The sequence below is a fragment of the Lacisediminihabitans changchengi genome (assembly GCF_016634425.1).
Classification (GTDB): domain Bacteria; phylum Actinomycetota; class Actinomycetes; order Actinomycetales; family Microbacteriaceae; genus Lacisediminihabitans; species Lacisediminihabitans changchengi.
Genome location: NZ_JAEPES010000001.1, coordinates 314,670 through 330,506, shown reverse-complemented (window position 1 = coordinate 330,506; position 15,837 = coordinate 314,670). Strand labels below are relative to the sequence as shown.

The window sequence follows — 15,837 nt, the reverse complement described above, 5'->3', positions numbered from 1 at the left end:
CACTCTTTTCGATAAAAGGATCCGCATGATCAAGAACCTGCTCGCCCCCTCGACGCTCGAGTTCACGCGTCACCCCAACACCGCGGCCCTGGCCGAGATGGAACGCGCCGAGATCCTCGCCGACCCGGGCTTCGGCAAGCACTTCACCGACCACATGGTCGACATCTGCTGGTCGGCCCGAGGCGGCTGGCACCGCCCGCGCGTGCAGCCATACGGCCCGATCCAGCTCGACCCGGCCGCTGCCGTGCTGCACTACGCGCAGGAGATCTTCGAAGGCCTGAAGGCGTACCGCCACCAGGACGGTTCCATCTGGAGCTTCCGCCCGGAGGCCAACGCCGCGCGCATGCAGCGATCAGCCCGCCGCCTCGCGCTGCCCGAGCTGCCGACCGAGTACTTCCTGCAGTCGCTTCGCGAACTCATCCAGGCCGACGCGTCCTGGGTGCCGTCGGCGCCGGACACGAGCCTGTACCTTCGCCCGTTCATGTTCGCCAAAGAGGCCTTCCTTGGCGTGCGCGCGGCCGAGAAGGTCAACTACTACGTGATCGCCAGCCCCGCCGGCGCCTACTTCACGGGCGGCCTCGCCCCCGTGTCGATCTGGCTGTCGACGGATTACGCCCGCGCCGGCAAGGGCGGCACCGGTGCCGCGAAGACCGGTGGCAACTACGCCTCCTCGCTCGTGGCCCAGGCCGAGGCCTACGACCACGGCTGCGACCAGGTGCTGTTCCTCGATTCCGAGGAGGGCCGCTACCTTGAAGAGCTCGGCGGCATGAACATCGTGCTGGTGAAGAAGGACGGAACACTCGTCACGCCCGCCTCCGACAGCATCCTCGAGGGCATCACGCGCGACTCGATCCTGCAGCTGGCCGAAGACCGCGGTCACCGCGTCGAGCGCCGCAAGGTCACCATCGACGAGTGGCGGGAGGGCGCAGCATCCGGTGACATCGTGGAGGCTTTCGCCTGCGGAACCGCCGCCGTGCTCGCCCCGATCGGCAGCCTCAAGGGCGCCGACTTCGAGATCACCCACCTCGACGGCGACGAGTCGCTGGCGCGGTCGCTGCGTCAGGAGCTCACCGACATCCAATACGGCCGGGTCGAAGACACCCACGGCTGGATGATGCGTCTCGACTCCGATGCTGCGGCCGATTCTGCGACGGAGTAACCCATGAAGATCGGCAGATTCAGCGTCGACGGGGGAGACCCCCGCTACGGCGTGCTCGACGGCGACGGCTGGGTGGTGTTCACTGGCGACCCGATGTTCCAGGGGATGGAGACGACGGGGGAGCGGGTGGATGTCGCGGCCGCCAAGCTGCTCGCGCCGGTCATCCCGCGCTCCAAGGTCGTCGGTATCGCGCGCAACTACGAGGGCGGGCGCGGGGCATCGCCGTTGGTGTACCTCAAGCCGAACACCACCGTGATCGGCCCGGGCGACGCCATTCAGCTGCCGCCGGTCGGCACCATCGATCACGCTGCCGAACTGGTGATCGTGATCGGACGCATCGCCAAGCGCGTGAAGGCAGAGAACTACGCTGACGTCGTCTTCGGCTACACGGTCGGCAACGACGTGAGCGCTCGGGATGTCATCGAGGCCGACGGCGAGATGAGTCGCGGCAAGAGTTACGACAGCTTCGCCCCGCTCGGCCCGGTCATCGAGACCGAGTTCGACTGGGCCGCCGCCGATCTAAGCAGTGCGGTGAACGGCGAAGAACGCAGCGCCGGCAACACCAGGGACATGCTGCACAGCGTGCCCGAGATCATCGAATTCGTCTCCGACATATTCACGCTGCTGCCCGGCGACGTCATCATGACCGGTTCGCCGATCGGCCGCGGCGAGATCACCGCGGGCCAGACCGTCGACGTGACTGTCGACGGCATCGGCACCCTGAGCAACCCGACCCGCGACCGGGCATGAGCGAGCGCTGGCTGCCGGGGCTCGCGCTCGCGGCGGCCGGCGCTGCCGCGGCGTACGGCATCCACCTGCTTGTTCCCGCGGTGCCGTGGCTGACTGCCGCGCTCGTTCTCGGGGCGATCGTCGGATGTCTGCCTCCCGCGCGATCGGCGCTGGACGGGGCATTCCGGGCCGGGCTCGCTCTCTCGTCCCGCCGCATCCTGCGCCTCGGCATCGTTCTGCTGGGGCTCGACCTGAGCCTGCGCGACATCGCCTCGCTCGGCTGGCTCAGCATCGTCGCGATCGTGGTGCTGGTCGTCGTCAGTTTCGGGGTGACCTGGCTGATCGCGCGGCTGTTCCGGCTGGAGCGAGAGGAGTCCGTGCTGCTCGCCGCCGGATTCTCGATCTGCGGCGTTTCGGCGGTCGCGGCGATGGCGGGAGCGCGCGGTGTCGATGAGCGCGAGACGGCGCGACCGATCGCGCTCGTGACGCTGTACGGGACGCTCGCGATCGTGGTGCTGCCGGTGCTGTCATCGCTGCTCGGCCTCGACGCCGCGCAGTTCGGCCGCTGGGTCGGGGCGAGCGTTCACGATGTCGGGCAGGTGGTCGCGACCGCGCAGACCGGGGGAGCGGCAGCGCTGGCGGTGGCCCTCGTCGTGAAGCTCACCCGGGTGCTGATGCTCGCACCGATGGTGGCGGTGGCGTCGTTCGACACCCGCCGGCGCATTGCCCGCCCTTCGACGAGCTCAGGGACCGACATGGCCCCTGAGCTCGTCGAAGGGCGCGAGCTCGTCGAAGGGCGCGCGACGAAACTCCCGCCAATCGTGCCGCTCTTCATCGTCGGCTTCGTCGTGGCGGTACTGATCCGGTCGTTTGTCCCGCTGCCGAGCGGCGTCTACGCGGTGACGGATGTCGTCCACGATGCGTTGCTCGCGACAGCACTGTTCGCGATCGGTGCATCGCTGCGCCTCGAGAAACTCGTGCGGTCCGGCATCCGTTCGATCCTCGCCGGGCTCGTGGCCTGGGGCGCGATTCTCGGGCTCGGCTTGGCGTTCGTCTACGTCACCTGATGCGACGTCAGGGGTAGATCGTCTCGCCCCGCTCGAGCATCGCGACGAACTTCGCGATGTTGCGGGCCCGCGTATCCGCGCGCTTCACATTGCCGATGCGGAACAGAATCGCGTACCGGTTGACGCTGGTCAGAGTCGCGAAGAAGGCCGCGGCATCCGGGCTCGCAGCGAGGGCGGCGGCCAGGTCATCCGGAACCTCGATCGTCTTCGACCCGGCGTATGCGCGCTCCCACCGGCCATCGGCCCGGGCCTTCTCGACCTCGGCCAGCCCGGCTGGCCGCATCCGCCCCGCCTCGATCAGCGCTGTGACCTTGTCGCGGTTGACCTGCGACCAGATGCTGCGGGCCCGACGCGGGCCGAAGTTCTGGGTGAAGTGATGGTCGTCGAGGCGATTCTTCTGGCTGTCGATCCAGCCGAAGCAGAGGGCGATGTCGACCGCCTCGGCGTAACTCACGCTCGGGTGAGCCCCGCCCTTCTTGGCGATGGCGAGGGCGATTCCGTCGCTGTCCGCCGCGTGCTGATCGAGCCAGGCCTCCCACGCCTCGGCGCTCTCGCAGTAGACGATCTCGCGTTCGATCACAGTGCCACGATAACGAGAGCCGCCGACATGTCCCTAGGGTATGAACATGAGCGATACCGTCACGACCCCTCCGTCCGTCATCGCCCCACGAGCCGCCAGCTCGCAGCGCTGGTGGGTCATCACGTCTCTCGCCCTCATTGCTGTCGGCACCTTCGTCGTGCCGCTGATCGGCTGGATCGCCGGCGTCGTGATGCTCTGGATCTCTCCGTTGTTCAGCACCGTCGAAAAGCTTCTCGCCTCGATCGCGCCGCCGGCATCGGGGCTCGTCGTCTTCATCGTGCTCTCCCTGGTGCAGTCAGCGGCCGCTGCCGCGCCCGGTTGGCACCTCACCCTGCTGCTGATTCCGGGGGTGCCCGTGATTCTGGCGCTCGCCATCGGCGTGCTGCTCGCCCGTCGCGCCTGGGCCCGCACCGCCTGACGCTCGCGATATCCCGCGGTGTGATTGCACTGTCTTGCGTTGCAAGGTAGCGTGTATCGCATGACAGCGGATGTGGGGGCTCAGCTCCGTAAGGGAGTGGTCGAGTACTGCATTCTCGGCCTGCTCGCGCGCGAGCCGATGTACGGCTGGTCGCTGTCGGAGGCGCTGGAGTCGCGCGGAATGATCGCGAGCATCGGCACCCTCTACCCCGTCCTGTCGCGCCTGCGCACGCAAGGACTCGTCACCACGTATGACCAGGGCTCGGAGTCGGGCCCGGTGCGCAAGTACTACCGGCTCAGCGGGGCGGGGGAGCGGCAGCTCGACCTTTTCCGCCAGCAATGGGGGCCGTTCGCGAAGACGGTCGAAGGTTTCATCGGAGAGGACGCATCATGATCGATCAGACCGCACCGCAGGTCGTGCGCAACTACCTTGCCCAGCTCGAGACCGCGCTGAGCGGAGTGGCGACGGATGTCCGCGACGGCATCGTCGCCGGCGTCGCCGAAGAGCTCGGTGGGCTGGATGCCGCGGCCGCCGCCGCGCGGATCGAGTCCCTCGGCGACCCTGCCTTCATCGCCGCAGAGGCGCGCGCGGAAAGTCCCGCTACGCAGCCGGCGCTGGCTCCATCGCGCTGGTTCTCGATCCTCACTGTCCTGCTCATCATGTTCGGCGGCATCGTGTTCCCGATTATCGGCTGGGCGGTGGGGATCGTGATGATGTGGGCCTCCACCCTCTGGTCCAGAAGTCAGAAGCTAGTCACCACTATCGTGCCGCCGACTGTCGCCCTCCTGCTGTTCCTGCCGAACTTCTTGAGATCCGATGGCATCTTCGGTTGGCATCTGCTCGTGCTCGGGGGGTTGATCCTCCCTGGCGTCGCCGCCATTGTGACCGGCATTCTGCTCGGTCGCTCGGTCTGGAGCCGTGCGGTCCCTGAGCCTGTCGAAGGGCGATAAGCCCGCCACGGCACCCGAACGATAGGATCGGATGGCCATGCCGACCACATCTTCGACCGCCCTGTTCACCACTGCGACCGGGAGCGACATCCGTGTCCGCTTCTGTCCGTCGCCCACCGGAACGCCGCACGTCGGGCTGATCCGCACGGCGCTGTTCAACTGGGCCTACGCCCGGCACAACGGCGGCAAGCTGATCTTCCGCATCGAAGACACGGATGCCGCCCGCGACAGCGAAGAGAGCTACGAGCAGCTGCTCGACGCTCTCGGGTGGCTCGGCCTGGACTGGGACGAGGGCGTCGTCGTCGGTGGCCCGAACGGCCCCTACCGCCAGTCGCAGCGCACGGACATCTACCTCGACATGATCGAGCGGCTCAAGGCTGCCGGCTACCTCTACGAGAGCTACGTCACCCCCGAGGAGATGGAAGCCCGCAACGTCGCGAACGGCAAAGACCCCAAGCAGGGCTACGACAACTTCGAGCGCGACCTCACCGAGGAGCAGCGCGAGGCGTTCCGCGCCGAGGGGCGCAAGCCCGCACTGCGTCTGCGCGTGCCCGACGACGATCTGAGTTTCGACGACCTGGTGCGCGGCGAGATCACCTTCCCGGCCGGTAGCTTCACCGACTTCGTGGTCGTGCGCCCGAACGGCGCCCCGCTCTACACCTTCGTCAACCCCGTCGATGATGCGCTGATGGGCATCACGCACGTGCTTCGCGGCGAAGACATCCTCTCCAGCACCCCGCGCCAGATCGCGCTGTATCACGCCCTCATCGCGATCGGCGTGACCGATTTCGTTCCCCGCTTCGGACACCTGCCCTATGTGATGGGCGACGGCAACAAGAAGCTCTCCAAGCGTGACCCTGAATCGAACCTATTCCACCACCGGGTGCACGGGTTCATTCCCGAGGGCCTGGTCAACTACCTGGCGCTGCTCGGCTGGTCCATCAGCCACGACCGCGACGTGTTCTCGATCGGCGAGATGGTCGCCGCCTTCGATGTCGCCAACGTCAACCCCAACCCGGCCCGGTTTGACCAGCGCAAGGCGGAGTCGATCAACGGCGACCACATCCGGATGCTCGAGCCGGCCGATTTCGAGGAGCGACTCATTCCGTACCTCGCCGGGTACATCTCCGACCCGCCCACCCCGACCGAGCGGGTGTTTTTGCACGAGGGTGCGCCGCTCGTGCAGGAGCGCATGGCCGTGCTCAGCGAGGCCGGCCCGCTGCTCGGCTTCATCTTCACCCCGGACGGCGAGATCGAGTACGACGCCGACGCGCTCCCCAAGGAGGGTGGGGCCGACATCCTGAACGCTGCGTATGGCGCTCTCGAGCAGCTCGACCAGTGGGGCGCGACCGAGATCGAAGAGTTGCTGCGCTCCACCCTGGTCGACGGCGCGGGAATCAAGCCCAAGTTCGCCTTCGGTCCGCTGCGCACCGCGCTCAGCGGCAAGCGCATCAGCCCGCCGCTGTTCGAGTCGATGGAGTTGCTCGGCAAGGAGTCCACGCTGGCCCGGATCGCGAGGCTGCAGGCCCGCCTGTGACCATGGCAGAGCGGCAGGATGACGACTACGACGTCGTCATCGTCGGTGCGGGCCCCGCGGGTTTGAGCGCGGCGCTCCACCTGGCGCGGGCGCGTCGGCGCGTGCTGCTGCTCGACGGCAACCGTCCGCGCAATGCGGCCACGATGATCTCGCACGGGTTCATCACCCGCGACGGTGTGCCCCCGCACGAGTTGCGCCGCCTCGCTCGCGAGGAGCTCGCCGGCTACCCCGAGGCCGAGCACCAGCTCGCGACAGTCACCTCCGTAAGCCCACGTTTGCCCGAAAATGCAGGTTTGGAGGGGTCAGAACCTGCATTTTCGGGCAAACGTGGGGAAGTCGGGAGGGCGGATGACGGGGTGCGGTTCGCCGTGGAGGCCCGCGGCGTCAACGGTTCCCCGGCCCGGTCGGTGCGCGCGAAGGCCGTGCTGGTGGCCAGCGGACTGAAGGAGACGCTGCCGACGCTGCCCAGCATCCGTGCGTTCTACGGCCTCGGGCTGTTCAGCTGCATCGAGTGCGACGGCTACGAGCACAGCGACAAGCCGCTCGCCCTCATCGGCGAGACCAGCGATCTGGCGGCGCGAGCGTTGCTGATTGCGCAGTGGAGCCACAACCTCATCGTCTTCACCAATGGCGTCGGGCGCATCAGCGCGGGCCAGGAGGCGCTGCTCACCGAGCGCGGTGTGCGCATCGAGCGGCGCGAGCTGGCGGATGTCGTCGGCGACCGCGGCGTCGTCGCCGGCGTGCAACTCGCGGATGGCGAGCTGATCCCCGTCGAGGGCGGCTTCGTGCGCCCGCACTGGGATGCGCAGCTCGGCTACCTCGACGCGCTCAACCCGAACCTCGACGGCTGGGGGCTGCTGGTGACGGATGCCGACGGCCGCACCAGCGCGACCGGCATCTACGCGGCGGGAGACTCCACCGCTCCCGGGCCGCAGCAGCTGATCGTGGCAGCCGGCGCGGGGGCCCGCGTCGCCGCGACCATCAATCGAGACCTGATCGGGATTCCCCGCCACTGACCCGCAGAACTAGATCAGGCCGCGAAGCGTGTCTTCCACAGATGACTTGCGCAGCTTCGCCCGTGCCGCGAGCCGGTCGTACTCCGACCGCGTGAGGTTCACGGTCAGGGACACCGTCTCCTCGTCATCGAACGAGAACAGCGACGGAGCCTCAGTGGCGGGGGCGGCAGGAACGGCGACCGCCGGGGCGGCAGGCGCCGCACGCCCGGCCAGCCCTGGCCCGGACGGGATGGCCGAGCCGCGCTGGAAGGCTTCCGAGACGGCGCGGGCGCGGGCATCCGCCGCTTCGTTCAGCGGATGATTGGCGTGCCCCTTGACCCATTCGAACCGGTAGCGGCGGCCGACCAGCTCGGCGTCGATCTCCTTCAGCAGGTCGACGTTCATCACCGGCTTGCCGTCGGCCTTGCGCCAGCCTTTGCGCTTCCAGCCCGGCATCCACTTGGTCACGCAATTGATTACGTACTGACTGTCGCAAAGGATGAGAAGGTCGTCGTCGAGGTGCTTGGTCTCGCGGAAGAACTGCAGCACAGCGGTGAGCTCACCCTGGTTGTTGGTGGCGTGCTTCCAGCCGCCAGCCGACCAGTTGTCGTCGTCGATATACCAGGCCCAGCCAGCCGGGCCGGGGTTTCCGAGGGCTGAACCGTCAGCGGCGGCGCGAATCGTCACAGGGGCCTTTCGTGGAGCGGGGGAGCCTCTCGAGGATACCGGGATGCCCGGCTCACTCCCGCGGGCCGCGCAGGTGTTCGCGGGTCAACGCATCCATCTCTTCGTCGCTGAGGTCATCCAACGAGCGCGCCTCGGTGCGATCGATCCGCGACCACCGGATGAACAGCAGGATGAGAATCGGAACGTCCGCGACCTCGGCGATGAACCACAGGAAATCGCCGGATAGGTGCTGGTCGTGTAAGCGAGTCGGAAACCAGCTCGGCAGCGCACCCAGCACCGGCCCGACCATATCGAGCACATGCGCGTTCAGCCGGATCATGATGGCCGGGATGGCATCGGCCACGAGTTCGACGAACACCAGCAGAAATTCGACCGTGATGAAGAAGCTCGCCCGTTGCGTGGTGTGTTCCACGATCGGCAGCACCATGACGAGTCCGATCAGTGGCACGACGACGGTGATCAGATCGCCCGCGACCGCGCTCTCCCTCAGGCTTCCGGCGAGGGGGGTCAGGAAGACGCTGAACGCCGCCAGAGCGAACAGCGGGGCGAAGACGGCGGTGCCCATGATCCGTACCGGACGGGAGCGTAGAACGGCCTCGAGCATCCGCAGGGGCAGCCCCGCGAGTGCCGCCCGCCCCAGCTGCACCGGGGAGCCGAGGCTCAGTAACCCCGGCACCGCGAACAGCAGCAGCGCGATACGCGTCGTGAACGCCCAGCGCAGCTCGGTACTCCACGCCCCGAGAAAGCCGAACTGCACCACGGCGAACGACCCCAGCCCGAGCGCGAAGAACGCCAGCGTGCGAAGCGGGGGCCACCGGATGCCGCGGCGCCGCAGCATCCCCACCGACCCTCCGTACAGCCCGCCCGCGACGACCAGCGCAACCACCGCGACAGGGTCAAGGCGCCACGTGGAGAGGAAAGTGAGCAGGTCGGGCGTGGGGTCTCCATTCGTCGAAGAACATCGCGATTCTGGCACCATCGACCCGTGTACACGCCGTGAAGTCGCCTCGGTTTGGAGCAGCCCGCGCGGGTAGGTTACAGTTACTAGTCGGCTCCTCCGCGGAGAAGTCCGGTGGGGTATGGTGTAATTGGCAACACGGAAGATTCTGATTCTTTTGTTCTTGGTTCGAGTCCAGGTACCCCAGCAAAATTCGTTCAATCGCGGCGTGTGACCGGCTACTTCCCGGATCACGCGCCTTTTTGGCTTAATCGACTCGCATTAGATCTACGCCGCTTTGCGCATGTGTTTGCGGATGAACTCTGCTGGCTGTGCTCAGGTCTAATCGGCTCTCATGCGTTCGGCTGCTGACGCTGTCGGCCGACGAAAAAACCCCCGCCGGCGAGAGCCGACGGGGGTTCGTTTCTTTGACCAGCGCTAGTGCGTGCCCGCTACCGCGAACAGCGATGTGGTGTTGGCCTCATACGCAGCCAGAAGTTGTCGGGCGGTCGAGACAGACCCGACCAGCGGGTGGAGACCGAGAGCCTTGACGGCGAGACTGCGATCTGAGCTCACTACCGACGCGATCGTCAGGCGTTCGACGGACTTCATCTGCTGCATGAGGCCAAGCTCCGATCCACCGGGCTCATCGGTCGAGAGGGGATGGGCGCCGGACGCATCGACAAGGCTGGGCACTTCGACCACCGCCGACGCCGGCAACCCGGCGAGCGTGGAGCCGTTTCGTACGTTGAGGATCATCGTCGTTCGCTGATCGTGCGCTATCGCGCGCATCACATCGAGGGCCACCTTCTCGTAACCTCCACCGACGAGATCATGGGGCGCGGCGGAGGGATCGCGCTCATTCTCCATGTAGGTCGCCTCCCTGTCTGCTTTCGTGCTGTGCCACAGTGCCAAGGCAATGGACGGGTCATACGCGACGCGCTCGTAGAAACGGTGCTGCTGCTCGTGGAGGTACTCGCCGCGGGTCCGACCCTTCGAGATCGCTGCCACAGCATCGCGGTTGTTGTAGTAGTAGTGCAGATACTCGTTGGGGATCATTCCCAACGAGCGCAGCCATTCGGCCCCGAAGAGCCCGGTTTCGTCTAGGCGACCGAGTTTGTCGTCGTCGGCGAAGAGATCGGGAAGGATTTCGTTGCCGAGATAGCGCACTCCGCGCAGCCATCCGAGATGGTTCAGCCCGACGTAGTCGAGCTCGAGGCGATCTGTGGGGAGACCGAACATCGACGCGATACGCCGCCCTAGGCCGCTGGGAGTGTCGCAAATGCCAATTACCCGGTTTCCAAGTATCGACTGCATGGCCTCGGTGATCATTCCAGCCGGGTTGGTGAAGTTGATTACGTACGCCAGCGGAGCCAGTCGAGCCACAACGTCGGCGACCCGCATGGCAACTGGAATCGTCCGAAGGGCATACGCGATGCCTCCTGGGCCCGTGGTCTCTTGCCCGAGCACCCCGAGCGAGAGCGCGGCGCGTTCATCCGCGACTCTGGCTTCGAGACCGCCGACTCGGACCGCCGAGAAGACGAAGTCGCTTCCCTCGATAGCCTCGTCGAGCGATGTCGTCGAATGCACGCGGATCCGACTTCCCTGCGGTGTCATTTGCGTGAGCACCGCCGTGATGACGGCGAGTCGAGATTCGGAGACGTCGTAAAGCCACACGTCGTCGACGAGATGTTCGCCTTCTACGAGTGCCTGGAATACGAGCGGCACACGGAAACCACCTCCGCCCAAGATTGCGAGTTTCATGCGAAGACCACCCGTCCGCCGGCCTCGGTGTACTGGGCGAGAGTCGCTTCGACGGCGCCTGAGCTCGTCACGAGTACGTCGATCTCCGACAGGGCGCAGATCTTCAACGAGCCAGTGCCCGGAAACTTGTTCGCCGGTGCGACGAGCACAACTTGATTCGCGGCGCTCACGATCGCGCGTTTGACTGAAGCTTCTCGCGAGATGTCATCGACCACCGCGCCGTCGCTGCGAACTCCGGTGCACGACAGGAATGCGATGTCGGCGCTGATGCTCGCCAGAGCGTCTTCGGTCAGCGGTCCGACGAGAGTTTGATAGTTGCGGCGAACAGCGCCGCCGAGAAGTACCAAGTCGACGACATCGTCGTTTCTGAGCACGTCGAGAATCGCCAGGCTGCTCGTGATCACCGTCACCTTGCGACCGCGCAAATGGTGGGCGATACGCATCGTGGTGGTACCGATGTCGAGCAAGACGACCTGCCCATCGGTTACGAGCGCGGCGGCGGCGGCGGCGACCGCGTCTTTCACTGATGCGTTCTGATCCACGACGGCTCCGAAAGGCTGTTCGGCCACAGCTTCTGGTGCGCCGCCGGCGAGGTAGGCGCCTCCGTGTACCCGCTGAAGCGCGCCCTCTTGTTCGAGCCGCTCCAGATCGCGTCGGATCGTCGGACCGCTGACATTCAGCAAAGCCATGAGGTCCTGAGCGGAAGCACTCCCGGTTTCCCGGAGTCTGTCGAGTATTTTCTCGTCGCGTTGATGAGCAAGCATGATCGGATGCTAGCACCGGAAAGCGATCACAATCGATCACGCTGTGAAAAATTAGCCCAAATTGCCGTCGCGGACCCGCAAATGACGTACAAAATGCGGTCTTCTGAACACTCGGTGAACAGAGACGTTCAAGGTCGTTCCGAAACGCTCACACCGCTTAGTGTCATTTCGGCGCGGTGCATCGCCGCTACATCTACACCGCGGCAGTCATGCCGTTCGACCAGAAGGAGGCCAGATGAATCGACAGAGTGAGCCCGCAACCACGGCTGACACGATCGACGCCCTCTTCGTCGGCACGGTGTTTCTCGACGTCGTGATGGCGGGCATCTCGGTGCCGCCAGCGCCTGGGGAAGAAGTTTGGGCGACTGACCGCGCCCTTTCGCCAGGCGGCATCGCCAACGCGGCCGTCGGGGCTGCGCGGCTTGGGGCGTCGACCGCACTGGTCACCGCGATCGGCGACGACGAGGTGGGCGATCTCGTTTCGGACATGCTCGGCGCTGAAAAGAGACTTTCGCTAGCTCCGAGCGGTCGCCAGCGCGGGATGCAAACCGCGCTAAGCGTGGCTTTGTCCACGGCCGAAGACCGGTCGTTCATCAGTCATGGTCAGCTCGACCCGATCGACCTCGCCTCCGAGGTCGACGCGGTCGGCCATGCTGCCACCATGTTCGTCGCCCTCGACCTGGAGCTGCCGACGTGGGTGCGCAAGCGTCGCGCCGCGGGCACGACGGTCTTCGGCGGCGTCGGCTGGGATGAGCGGCACGGCTGGTCGGACGACGTGCTCACGCAGCTACAGCATGTCGACGTTTTCGTGCTCAACGAGCGCGAGGCGCTCAGTTACACGCGCACCAGCACCGTCGAACACGCGATCAGTCGTCTCGGCGAATTCGTAGCCATGACGGTGATCACACGCGGGCCTTCCGGTGCGCTCGCGTTCGACGCCGGATCGGGCGTACTCAGCGAATCTCCGGGTATCCGCGTCCGCGCGGTCGATCCCACGGGAGCCGGCGATGAATTCGTGGCGGCCTTGATGCGCACTGCCTCGTCAGATATGGCGGTTGCCGACCGACTTCTTTTCGCCAACCTCTGTGCGTCGTACACCGCCAGCGGACTGGGCGGCGCAGTCAGCAACCCCACTCTCCACGGCCTCGAGTCATGGCTACTCGGCCACCGATCTGAAATTGCCGCCGACACGTCCGCCGTCAGTGACCTGATCACCGCGTGGATCGACGATTGCGGCCACGCCGACCAAGCTCTTCCATCTTCACCGTCGCAGACGCAACCAACCAGGAAAGAAAAATGAGAATCTCAAGAACAATCTCCGTTGCAGCAATCGCCGTGAGCGCCGTGGTCGCATTGGCTGGATGCGCGTCATCCACCCACACCGCGGATGCCGGCACGAAAGCCGCTCCCGAAACCATCTCGCTCTTCACCAACAGCGACGTCGGCGTGCAGGACCTCTGGACGAAGACACTGATCCCCGCATTCGAGGCCAAATACCCGAACATCACCGTCAAGTTCAGCAATGCGGACGCCTCGACCGACGCTGTTCAGCTCGCCAAGATCGCAGCCTCGGCCAAATCGGGGAAGGGCTCTCCGATGGACGTCATCATCGATGCGAGCTTTATCGCGGACGCTTCCGAAGCCGGCTTGCTCAAACCGATCTCGAAAACCACTATCCCGAACCTCGCCAACGTGACAGAGAACATGCTCGGCACGCACGACGAGATTCCTTATCGCGGTTCTGCTGTGATCTTGGCCTACGACTCGGCAAAGGTCGCCGCGCCTCCGACCACCCTCCCCAAGCTCATCGATTGGATCAAAGCCCACCCGGGCCAGTTCACCTACAACAACCCCAGCACCGGTGGATCCGGCCAGGGATTCGTGCAGGCGGTGCTCGACAGCGGCATGGACGAGGCTTCGGTCACGAAGATGGCGACCGGCTACGACGTCAAGGCACAGTCGAAGTGGAAGGACGGCTTCGATGTGCTCAAGTCGCTGACCCCCGCGATCTACCAGCAGCACTACCCGGACGGCAACACCGGTTCGCTCAACCTGCTCGGCACCGGCGAAGTCAGCATGGTCCCGAGCTGGTCTGACATCTTCCTCACCGCGAAGAAGGCCGGAAGTCTCGGCAAATCGGTGAAGGCCGTGTCGATCTCCGGCCCCGCTATGCCCGGCGGCGCTTCCTACCTCGCTATCCCCAAGAACAGCGCTCACGTCAAGGCCGCCGAAACCCTTCTCAACTGGGTCCTCGACCCGGCCCAGCAGGCGCAGATGGTCTCGCAGATCGCGGGCTTCCCCGTCATCCCCAAGACCGACCTGCCCGCAGACACGCAGAGCGTCTTGAAGGGTCTCGACACCGAAGGCGGCGCACAGTTCTACTCGTCCAAGTCCGCGGCTGACATGAACAGCAAGTGGATGACGCTCGTCCCATAACGAGCCAGCCCACCCGTGATTACCATCAGGCCGCGACATCCCAGGAAGCTGACATGAAAAATCACTCCGCAATCAGAGGGCTCCTCCTCGTTTCAGCACCCGTGTTGGTGATTGCTCTCTTCATAGGCCTCCCTGTGGTGTCCGGCCTGATGTACACCCTCGGCGACACCGGTGGTTTCAACGAGACCATCTCGACCATCGCGCAGCATCAGCACCTCCCGACGCACGGGCTTGTCACTTTCGAGGCATATCGGGAGGTCTTCACGAGCGCACAGTTCCTCGACAGCCTGGGCGTCACCATCGTCGTAACGGTGGTGTCAACAGCGGTGGTCATGGTGCTGGCGTGGTGTTTGGCACTCACCCTTCGATTCCGTGACGGCTGGATGTCGCGGACTATCGCCGGGCTCGCGGTAGTTCCCATGTTCATCCCGGCGGTCATCGGTGCCTACGCGATCGTGACGTTCTATGCCCCGAATGGGTTTGTCAGGACGCTCGCCGCGCAGTTCGGCTGGGAGGATGCGCCGACCTTCAGCTACACGATCGTCGGCGTGATCATCGGCTCGATCTGGTCGAATCTTCCGTTCGCCGTTCTGATGATCTCGTCGGGGCTCGCCTCCGTGCCAGAAGGATTGATCGAGGCGGCGAAAGATGTCGGAGCGTCGGCAAACCGACGCCTCTGGACCATCCTCGTGCCACTCACCGCGGTTCCCAGCATCATCGCCGCCACGTTCACCGCGATCGGGATCATCGGAAGCTTCACGCTCCCGTACATCGTCGGGCCCACCGGGGGCAACATGCTCGGGCCCTTGATGTCGAGCACGTATTCAGCGTTCAACATGCCGCAACAAGCCCAGGTCATGGCGATCGCTGTCTTCGCGCTCGCCTCGGTTGCCGCCGTCGCCTATATCTGGGCCAATTTTCGGGGAAGCAAGAAAGCAAGGAACTCACGATGACCGTCACCCGCCAGGGCTCACGTTTCTTTCACGCGGCCATGGGTTCAACCGCCCGACTGATTTTCGTCATTGTGATGGCCGTCTTCATCGTCGGGCCACTGGTCTGGCTCGGAATCAACGCGTTCTCCGCGAAATGGCTCTATCCGAATTTCCTTCCCACCGAATGGACCCTGTCCTGGTGGAATCAGGTAATCGCTGACGCGAACCTGCTGCCGTCGATTCGGTTGAGCCTGATCATCAGCCCTGTCGTCACCGTCGTGTCGATGATCATCTGTCTGCCCGCCGCGTACGCGTTCGCTCGGATGGACTTCCCGGGGCGGCGGTTCTTACTGATCGCCATTTTCGCCACCAACGCATTCCCTCGCTTCGGATTGTTCATCGCGATGGCTAGCCTGTTCTACTCACTCAACCTGATGGGCACATTCCTCGGGATCGTCATCGTTCAGCTCATCGGCACCATCGTCTTCATGACGTGGATACCGGCCGCGGCGTTCGCCGCGATCCCGCGAAACTTGGAAGAAGCCGCCCGGGATGCCGGCGCGGGTCCGTTCCGAATCTTCGCGACGATCACATTCCCCCTTGCCGCGCCTGGCATTCTCGTCGCCGTCATCCTGTCGTTCCTCGCTGCCTTCGACGAAGCGCAGGGCACGTTCCTCGTCGGCGCACCCGATTTCATCACCATGCCCACCGAGATGTACTCGCTCATCGGCCACTACCCGGGCCAAGTCTCGGCCGTTTTTTCCATCCTGCTGGCCATCCCGTCGGTACTGCTTCTGTTCACCGTGCGGAAGCACGTCATGAGCGGCGCCGTAGCCGATGGTTTTCAACTCCGTTAGGCATCCCACGAATGACATCGAAAAA

17 protein-coding genes and 1 tRNA gene are annotated in these 15,837 nt (G+C 65.2%); 13 read left to right on the top strand and 5 right to left on the bottom strand.

Annotation, left to right across the window (positions count from 1 at the left end):
• The first annotated feature begins 25 nt into the window (after positions 1-25).
• The 3 genes from IV501_RS01585 to IV501_RS01575 are packed head-to-tail and all read left to right on the top strand — an operon-like array spanning position 26 to position 2,955.
• On the top strand, positions 26-1,159 hold the full coding sequence (locus IV501_RS01585) for a branched-chain amino acid aminotransferase (RefSeq protein WP_200554660.1): 1,134 nt from the start codon (positions 26-28) through the stop codon (positions 1,157-1,159).
• Positions 1,160-1,162: 3 nt separating this feature from the next.
• Positions 1,163-1,909 (top strand): fumarylacetoacetate hydrolase family protein, encoded by a 747-nt coding sequence (locus IV501_RS01580; protein ID WP_200554659.1) that lies wholly within the window; start codon positions 1,163-1,165, stop codon positions 1,907-1,909.
• The gene (locus tag IV501_RS01575) at positions 1,906-2,955 is read left to right on the top strand and encodes a YeiH family protein (RefSeq protein WP_200554658.1); all 1,050 of its coding nucleotides are present in this window, start codon (positions 1,906-1,908) and stop codon (positions 2,953-2,955) included. Before IV501_RS01580 ends, IV501_RS01575 begins: the two co-directional genes overlap by 4 nt.
• Before the next feature lie 7 nt (positions 2,956-2,962).
• On the opposite strand, the gene IV501_RS01570 is transcribed toward IV501_RS01575, so the two are convergent.
• Positions 2,963-3,535, bottom strand: coding sequence for a YdeI/OmpD-associated family protein (locus IV501_RS01570; protein ID WP_200554657.1), 573 nt, complete (start codon positions 3,533-3,535; stop codon positions 2,963-2,965).
• Positions 3,536-3,581: 46 nt separating this feature from the next.
• On the opposite strand from IV501_RS01570, the gene IV501_RS01565 reads away from it, so the two are divergent.
• The 5 genes from IV501_RS01565 to IV501_RS01545 are packed head-to-tail and all read left to right on the top strand — an operon-like array spanning position 3,582 to position 7,456.
• Positions 3,582-3,953: a hypothetical protein gene (locus IV501_RS01565; RefSeq protein ID WP_200554656.1), complete on the top strand. Its 372-nt coding sequence runs from the start codon at positions 3,582-3,584 to the stop codon at positions 3,951-3,953.
• A 60-nt stretch (positions 3,954-4,013) separates the two neighbouring features.
• Positions 4,014-4,346 (top strand): PadR family transcriptional regulator, encoded by a 333-nt coding sequence (locus tag IV501_RS01560; protein WP_200554655.1) that lies wholly within the window; start codon positions 4,014-4,016, stop codon positions 4,344-4,346.
• Positions 4,343-4,903: an HAAS signaling domain-containing protein gene (locus tag IV501_RS01555; protein WP_200554654.1), complete on the top strand. Its 561-nt coding sequence runs from the start codon at positions 4,343-4,345 to the stop codon at positions 4,901-4,903. The genes IV501_RS01560 and IV501_RS01555 overlap by 4 nt, the downstream gene beginning before the upstream one ends.
• Positions 4,904-4,940: 37 nt before the next feature.
• Positions 4,941-6,440, top strand: coding sequence for a glutamate--tRNA ligase (gene gltX, locus IV501_RS01550; protein ID WP_200554653.1), 1,500 nt, complete (start codon positions 4,941-4,943; stop codon positions 6,438-6,440).
• A 2-nt stretch (positions 6,441-6,442) separates the two neighbouring features.
• Positions 6,443-7,456 (top strand): NAD(P)/FAD-dependent oxidoreductase, encoded by a 1,014-nt coding sequence (locus tag IV501_RS01545; protein WP_200554652.1) that lies wholly within the window; start codon positions 6,443-6,445, stop codon positions 7,454-7,456.
• 9 nt (positions 7,457-7,465) lie between these two features.
• Here IV501_RS01545 and IV501_RS01540 read toward each other — a convergent pair whose 3' ends face one another.
• Together IV501_RS01540 and IV501_RS01535 are read right to left on the bottom strand one after the other, a co-directional pair.
• Complete coding sequence (locus IV501_RS01540; RefSeq protein WP_200554651.1) at positions 7,466-8,122, bottom strand: RNase H family protein; 657 nt, start codon at positions 8,120-8,122, stop codon at positions 7,466-7,468.
• 52 nt (positions 8,123-8,174) lie between these two features.
• Positions 8,175-9,008 (bottom strand): cytochrome c oxidase assembly protein, encoded by an 834-nt coding sequence (locus IV501_RS01535; protein WP_307812128.1) that lies wholly within the window; start codon positions 9,006-9,008, stop codon positions 8,175-8,177.
• A gap of 187 nt (positions 9,009-9,195) precedes the next feature.
• On the opposite strand from IV501_RS01535, the gene IV501_RS01530 reads away from it, so the two are divergent.
• Positions 9,196-9,267 (top strand) — tRNA-Gln (locus IV501_RS01530).
• A gap of 230 nt (positions 9,268-9,497) precedes the next feature.
• Here the strand turns inward: IV501_RS01530 and IV501_RS01525 are convergent.
• Positions 9,498-10,823: a 6-phospho-beta-glucosidase gene (locus IV501_RS01525; protein WP_200554649.1), complete on the bottom strand. Its 1,326-nt coding sequence runs from the start codon at positions 10,821-10,823 to the stop codon at positions 9,498-9,500.
• Positions 10,820-11,587, bottom strand: coding sequence for a DeoR/GlpR family DNA-binding transcription regulator (locus IV501_RS01520; RefSeq protein ID WP_200554648.1), 768 nt, complete (start codon positions 11,585-11,587; stop codon positions 10,820-10,822). The genes IV501_RS01525 and IV501_RS01520 overlap by 4 nt, the downstream gene beginning before the upstream one ends.
• A 298-nt stretch (positions 11,588-11,885) precedes the next feature.
• Here IV501_RS01520 and IV501_RS01515 point away from each other — a divergent pair, with 298 nt between their 5' ends.
• From IV501_RS01515 to IV501_RS01500, 4 genes are all read left to right on the top strand, one after another.
• Entirely contained in the window at positions 11,886-12,887 is a 1,002-nt protein-coding gene (locus IV501_RS01515) for a carbohydrate kinase family protein (protein WP_200554647.1), read from the top strand.
• Positions 12,884-14,023 (top strand): extracellular solute-binding protein, encoded by a 1,140-nt coding sequence (locus tag IV501_RS01510; protein ID WP_200554646.1) that lies wholly within the window; start codon positions 12,884-12,886, stop codon positions 14,021-14,023. Before IV501_RS01515 ends, IV501_RS01510 begins: the two co-directional genes overlap by 4 nt.
• Before the next feature lie 134 nt (positions 14,024-14,157).
• Complete coding sequence (locus IV501_RS01505) at positions 14,158-14,976, top strand: ABC transporter permease (protein WP_200554645.1); 819 nt, start codon at positions 14,158-14,160, stop codon at positions 14,974-14,976.
• Positions 14,973-15,812: an ABC transporter permease gene (locus tag IV501_RS01500; protein ID WP_234698087.1), complete on the top strand. Its 840-nt coding sequence runs from the start codon at positions 14,973-14,975 to the stop codon at positions 15,810-15,812. The genes IV501_RS01505 and IV501_RS01500 overlap by 4 nt, the downstream gene beginning before the upstream one ends.
• Positions 15,813-15,837 lie beyond the last annotated feature (25 nt).

Coding starts and splice junctions, on each gene's coding strand:
- IV501_RS01560 (WP_200554655.1), top strand. CDS start 4,014: ATGACAGCGGATGTGGGGGCTCAGCTCCGTAAGGGAGTGGTCGAGTAC.
- IV501_RS01575 (WP_200554658.1), top strand. CDS start 1,906: ATGAGCGAGCGCTGGCTGCCGGGGCTCGCGCTCGCGGCGGCCGGCGCT.
- IV501_RS01500 (WP_234698087.1), top strand. CDS start 14,973: ATGACCGTCACCCGCCAGGGCTCACGTTTCTTTCACGCGGCCATGGGT.
- IV501_RS01545 (WP_200554652.1), top strand. CDS start 6,443: ATGGCAGAGCGGCAGGATGACGACTACGACGTCGTCATCGTCGGTGCG.
- IV501_RS01555 (WP_200554654.1), top strand. CDS start 4,343: ATGATCGATCAGACCGCACCGCAGGTCGTGCGCAACTACCTTGCCCAG.
- IV501_RS01510 (WP_200554646.1), top strand. CDS start 12,884: ATGAGAATCTCAAGAACAATCTCCGTTGCAGCAATCGCCGTGAGCGCC.
- IV501_RS01525 (WP_200554649.1), bottom strand. CDS start 10,823: ATGAAACTCGCAATCTTGGGCGGAGGTGGTTTCCGTGTGCCGCTCGTA.
- gltX (WP_200554653.1), top strand. CDS start 4,941: ATGCCGACCACATCTTCGACCGCCCTGTTCACCACTGCGACCGGGAGC.
- IV501_RS01580 (WP_200554659.1), top strand. CDS start 1,163: ATGAAGATCGGCAGATTCAGCGTCGACGGGGGAGACCCCCGCTACGGC.
- IV501_RS01565 (WP_200554656.1), top strand. CDS start 3,582: ATGAGCGATACCGTCACGACCCCTCCGTCCGTCATCGCCCCACGAGCC.
- IV501_RS01585 (WP_200554660.1), top strand. CDS start 26: ATGATCAAGAACCTGCTCGCCCCCTCGACGCTCGAGTTCACGCGTCAC.
- IV501_RS01520 (WP_200554648.1), bottom strand. CDS start 11,587: ATGCTTGCTCATCAACGCGACGAGAAAATACTCGACAGACTCCGGGAA.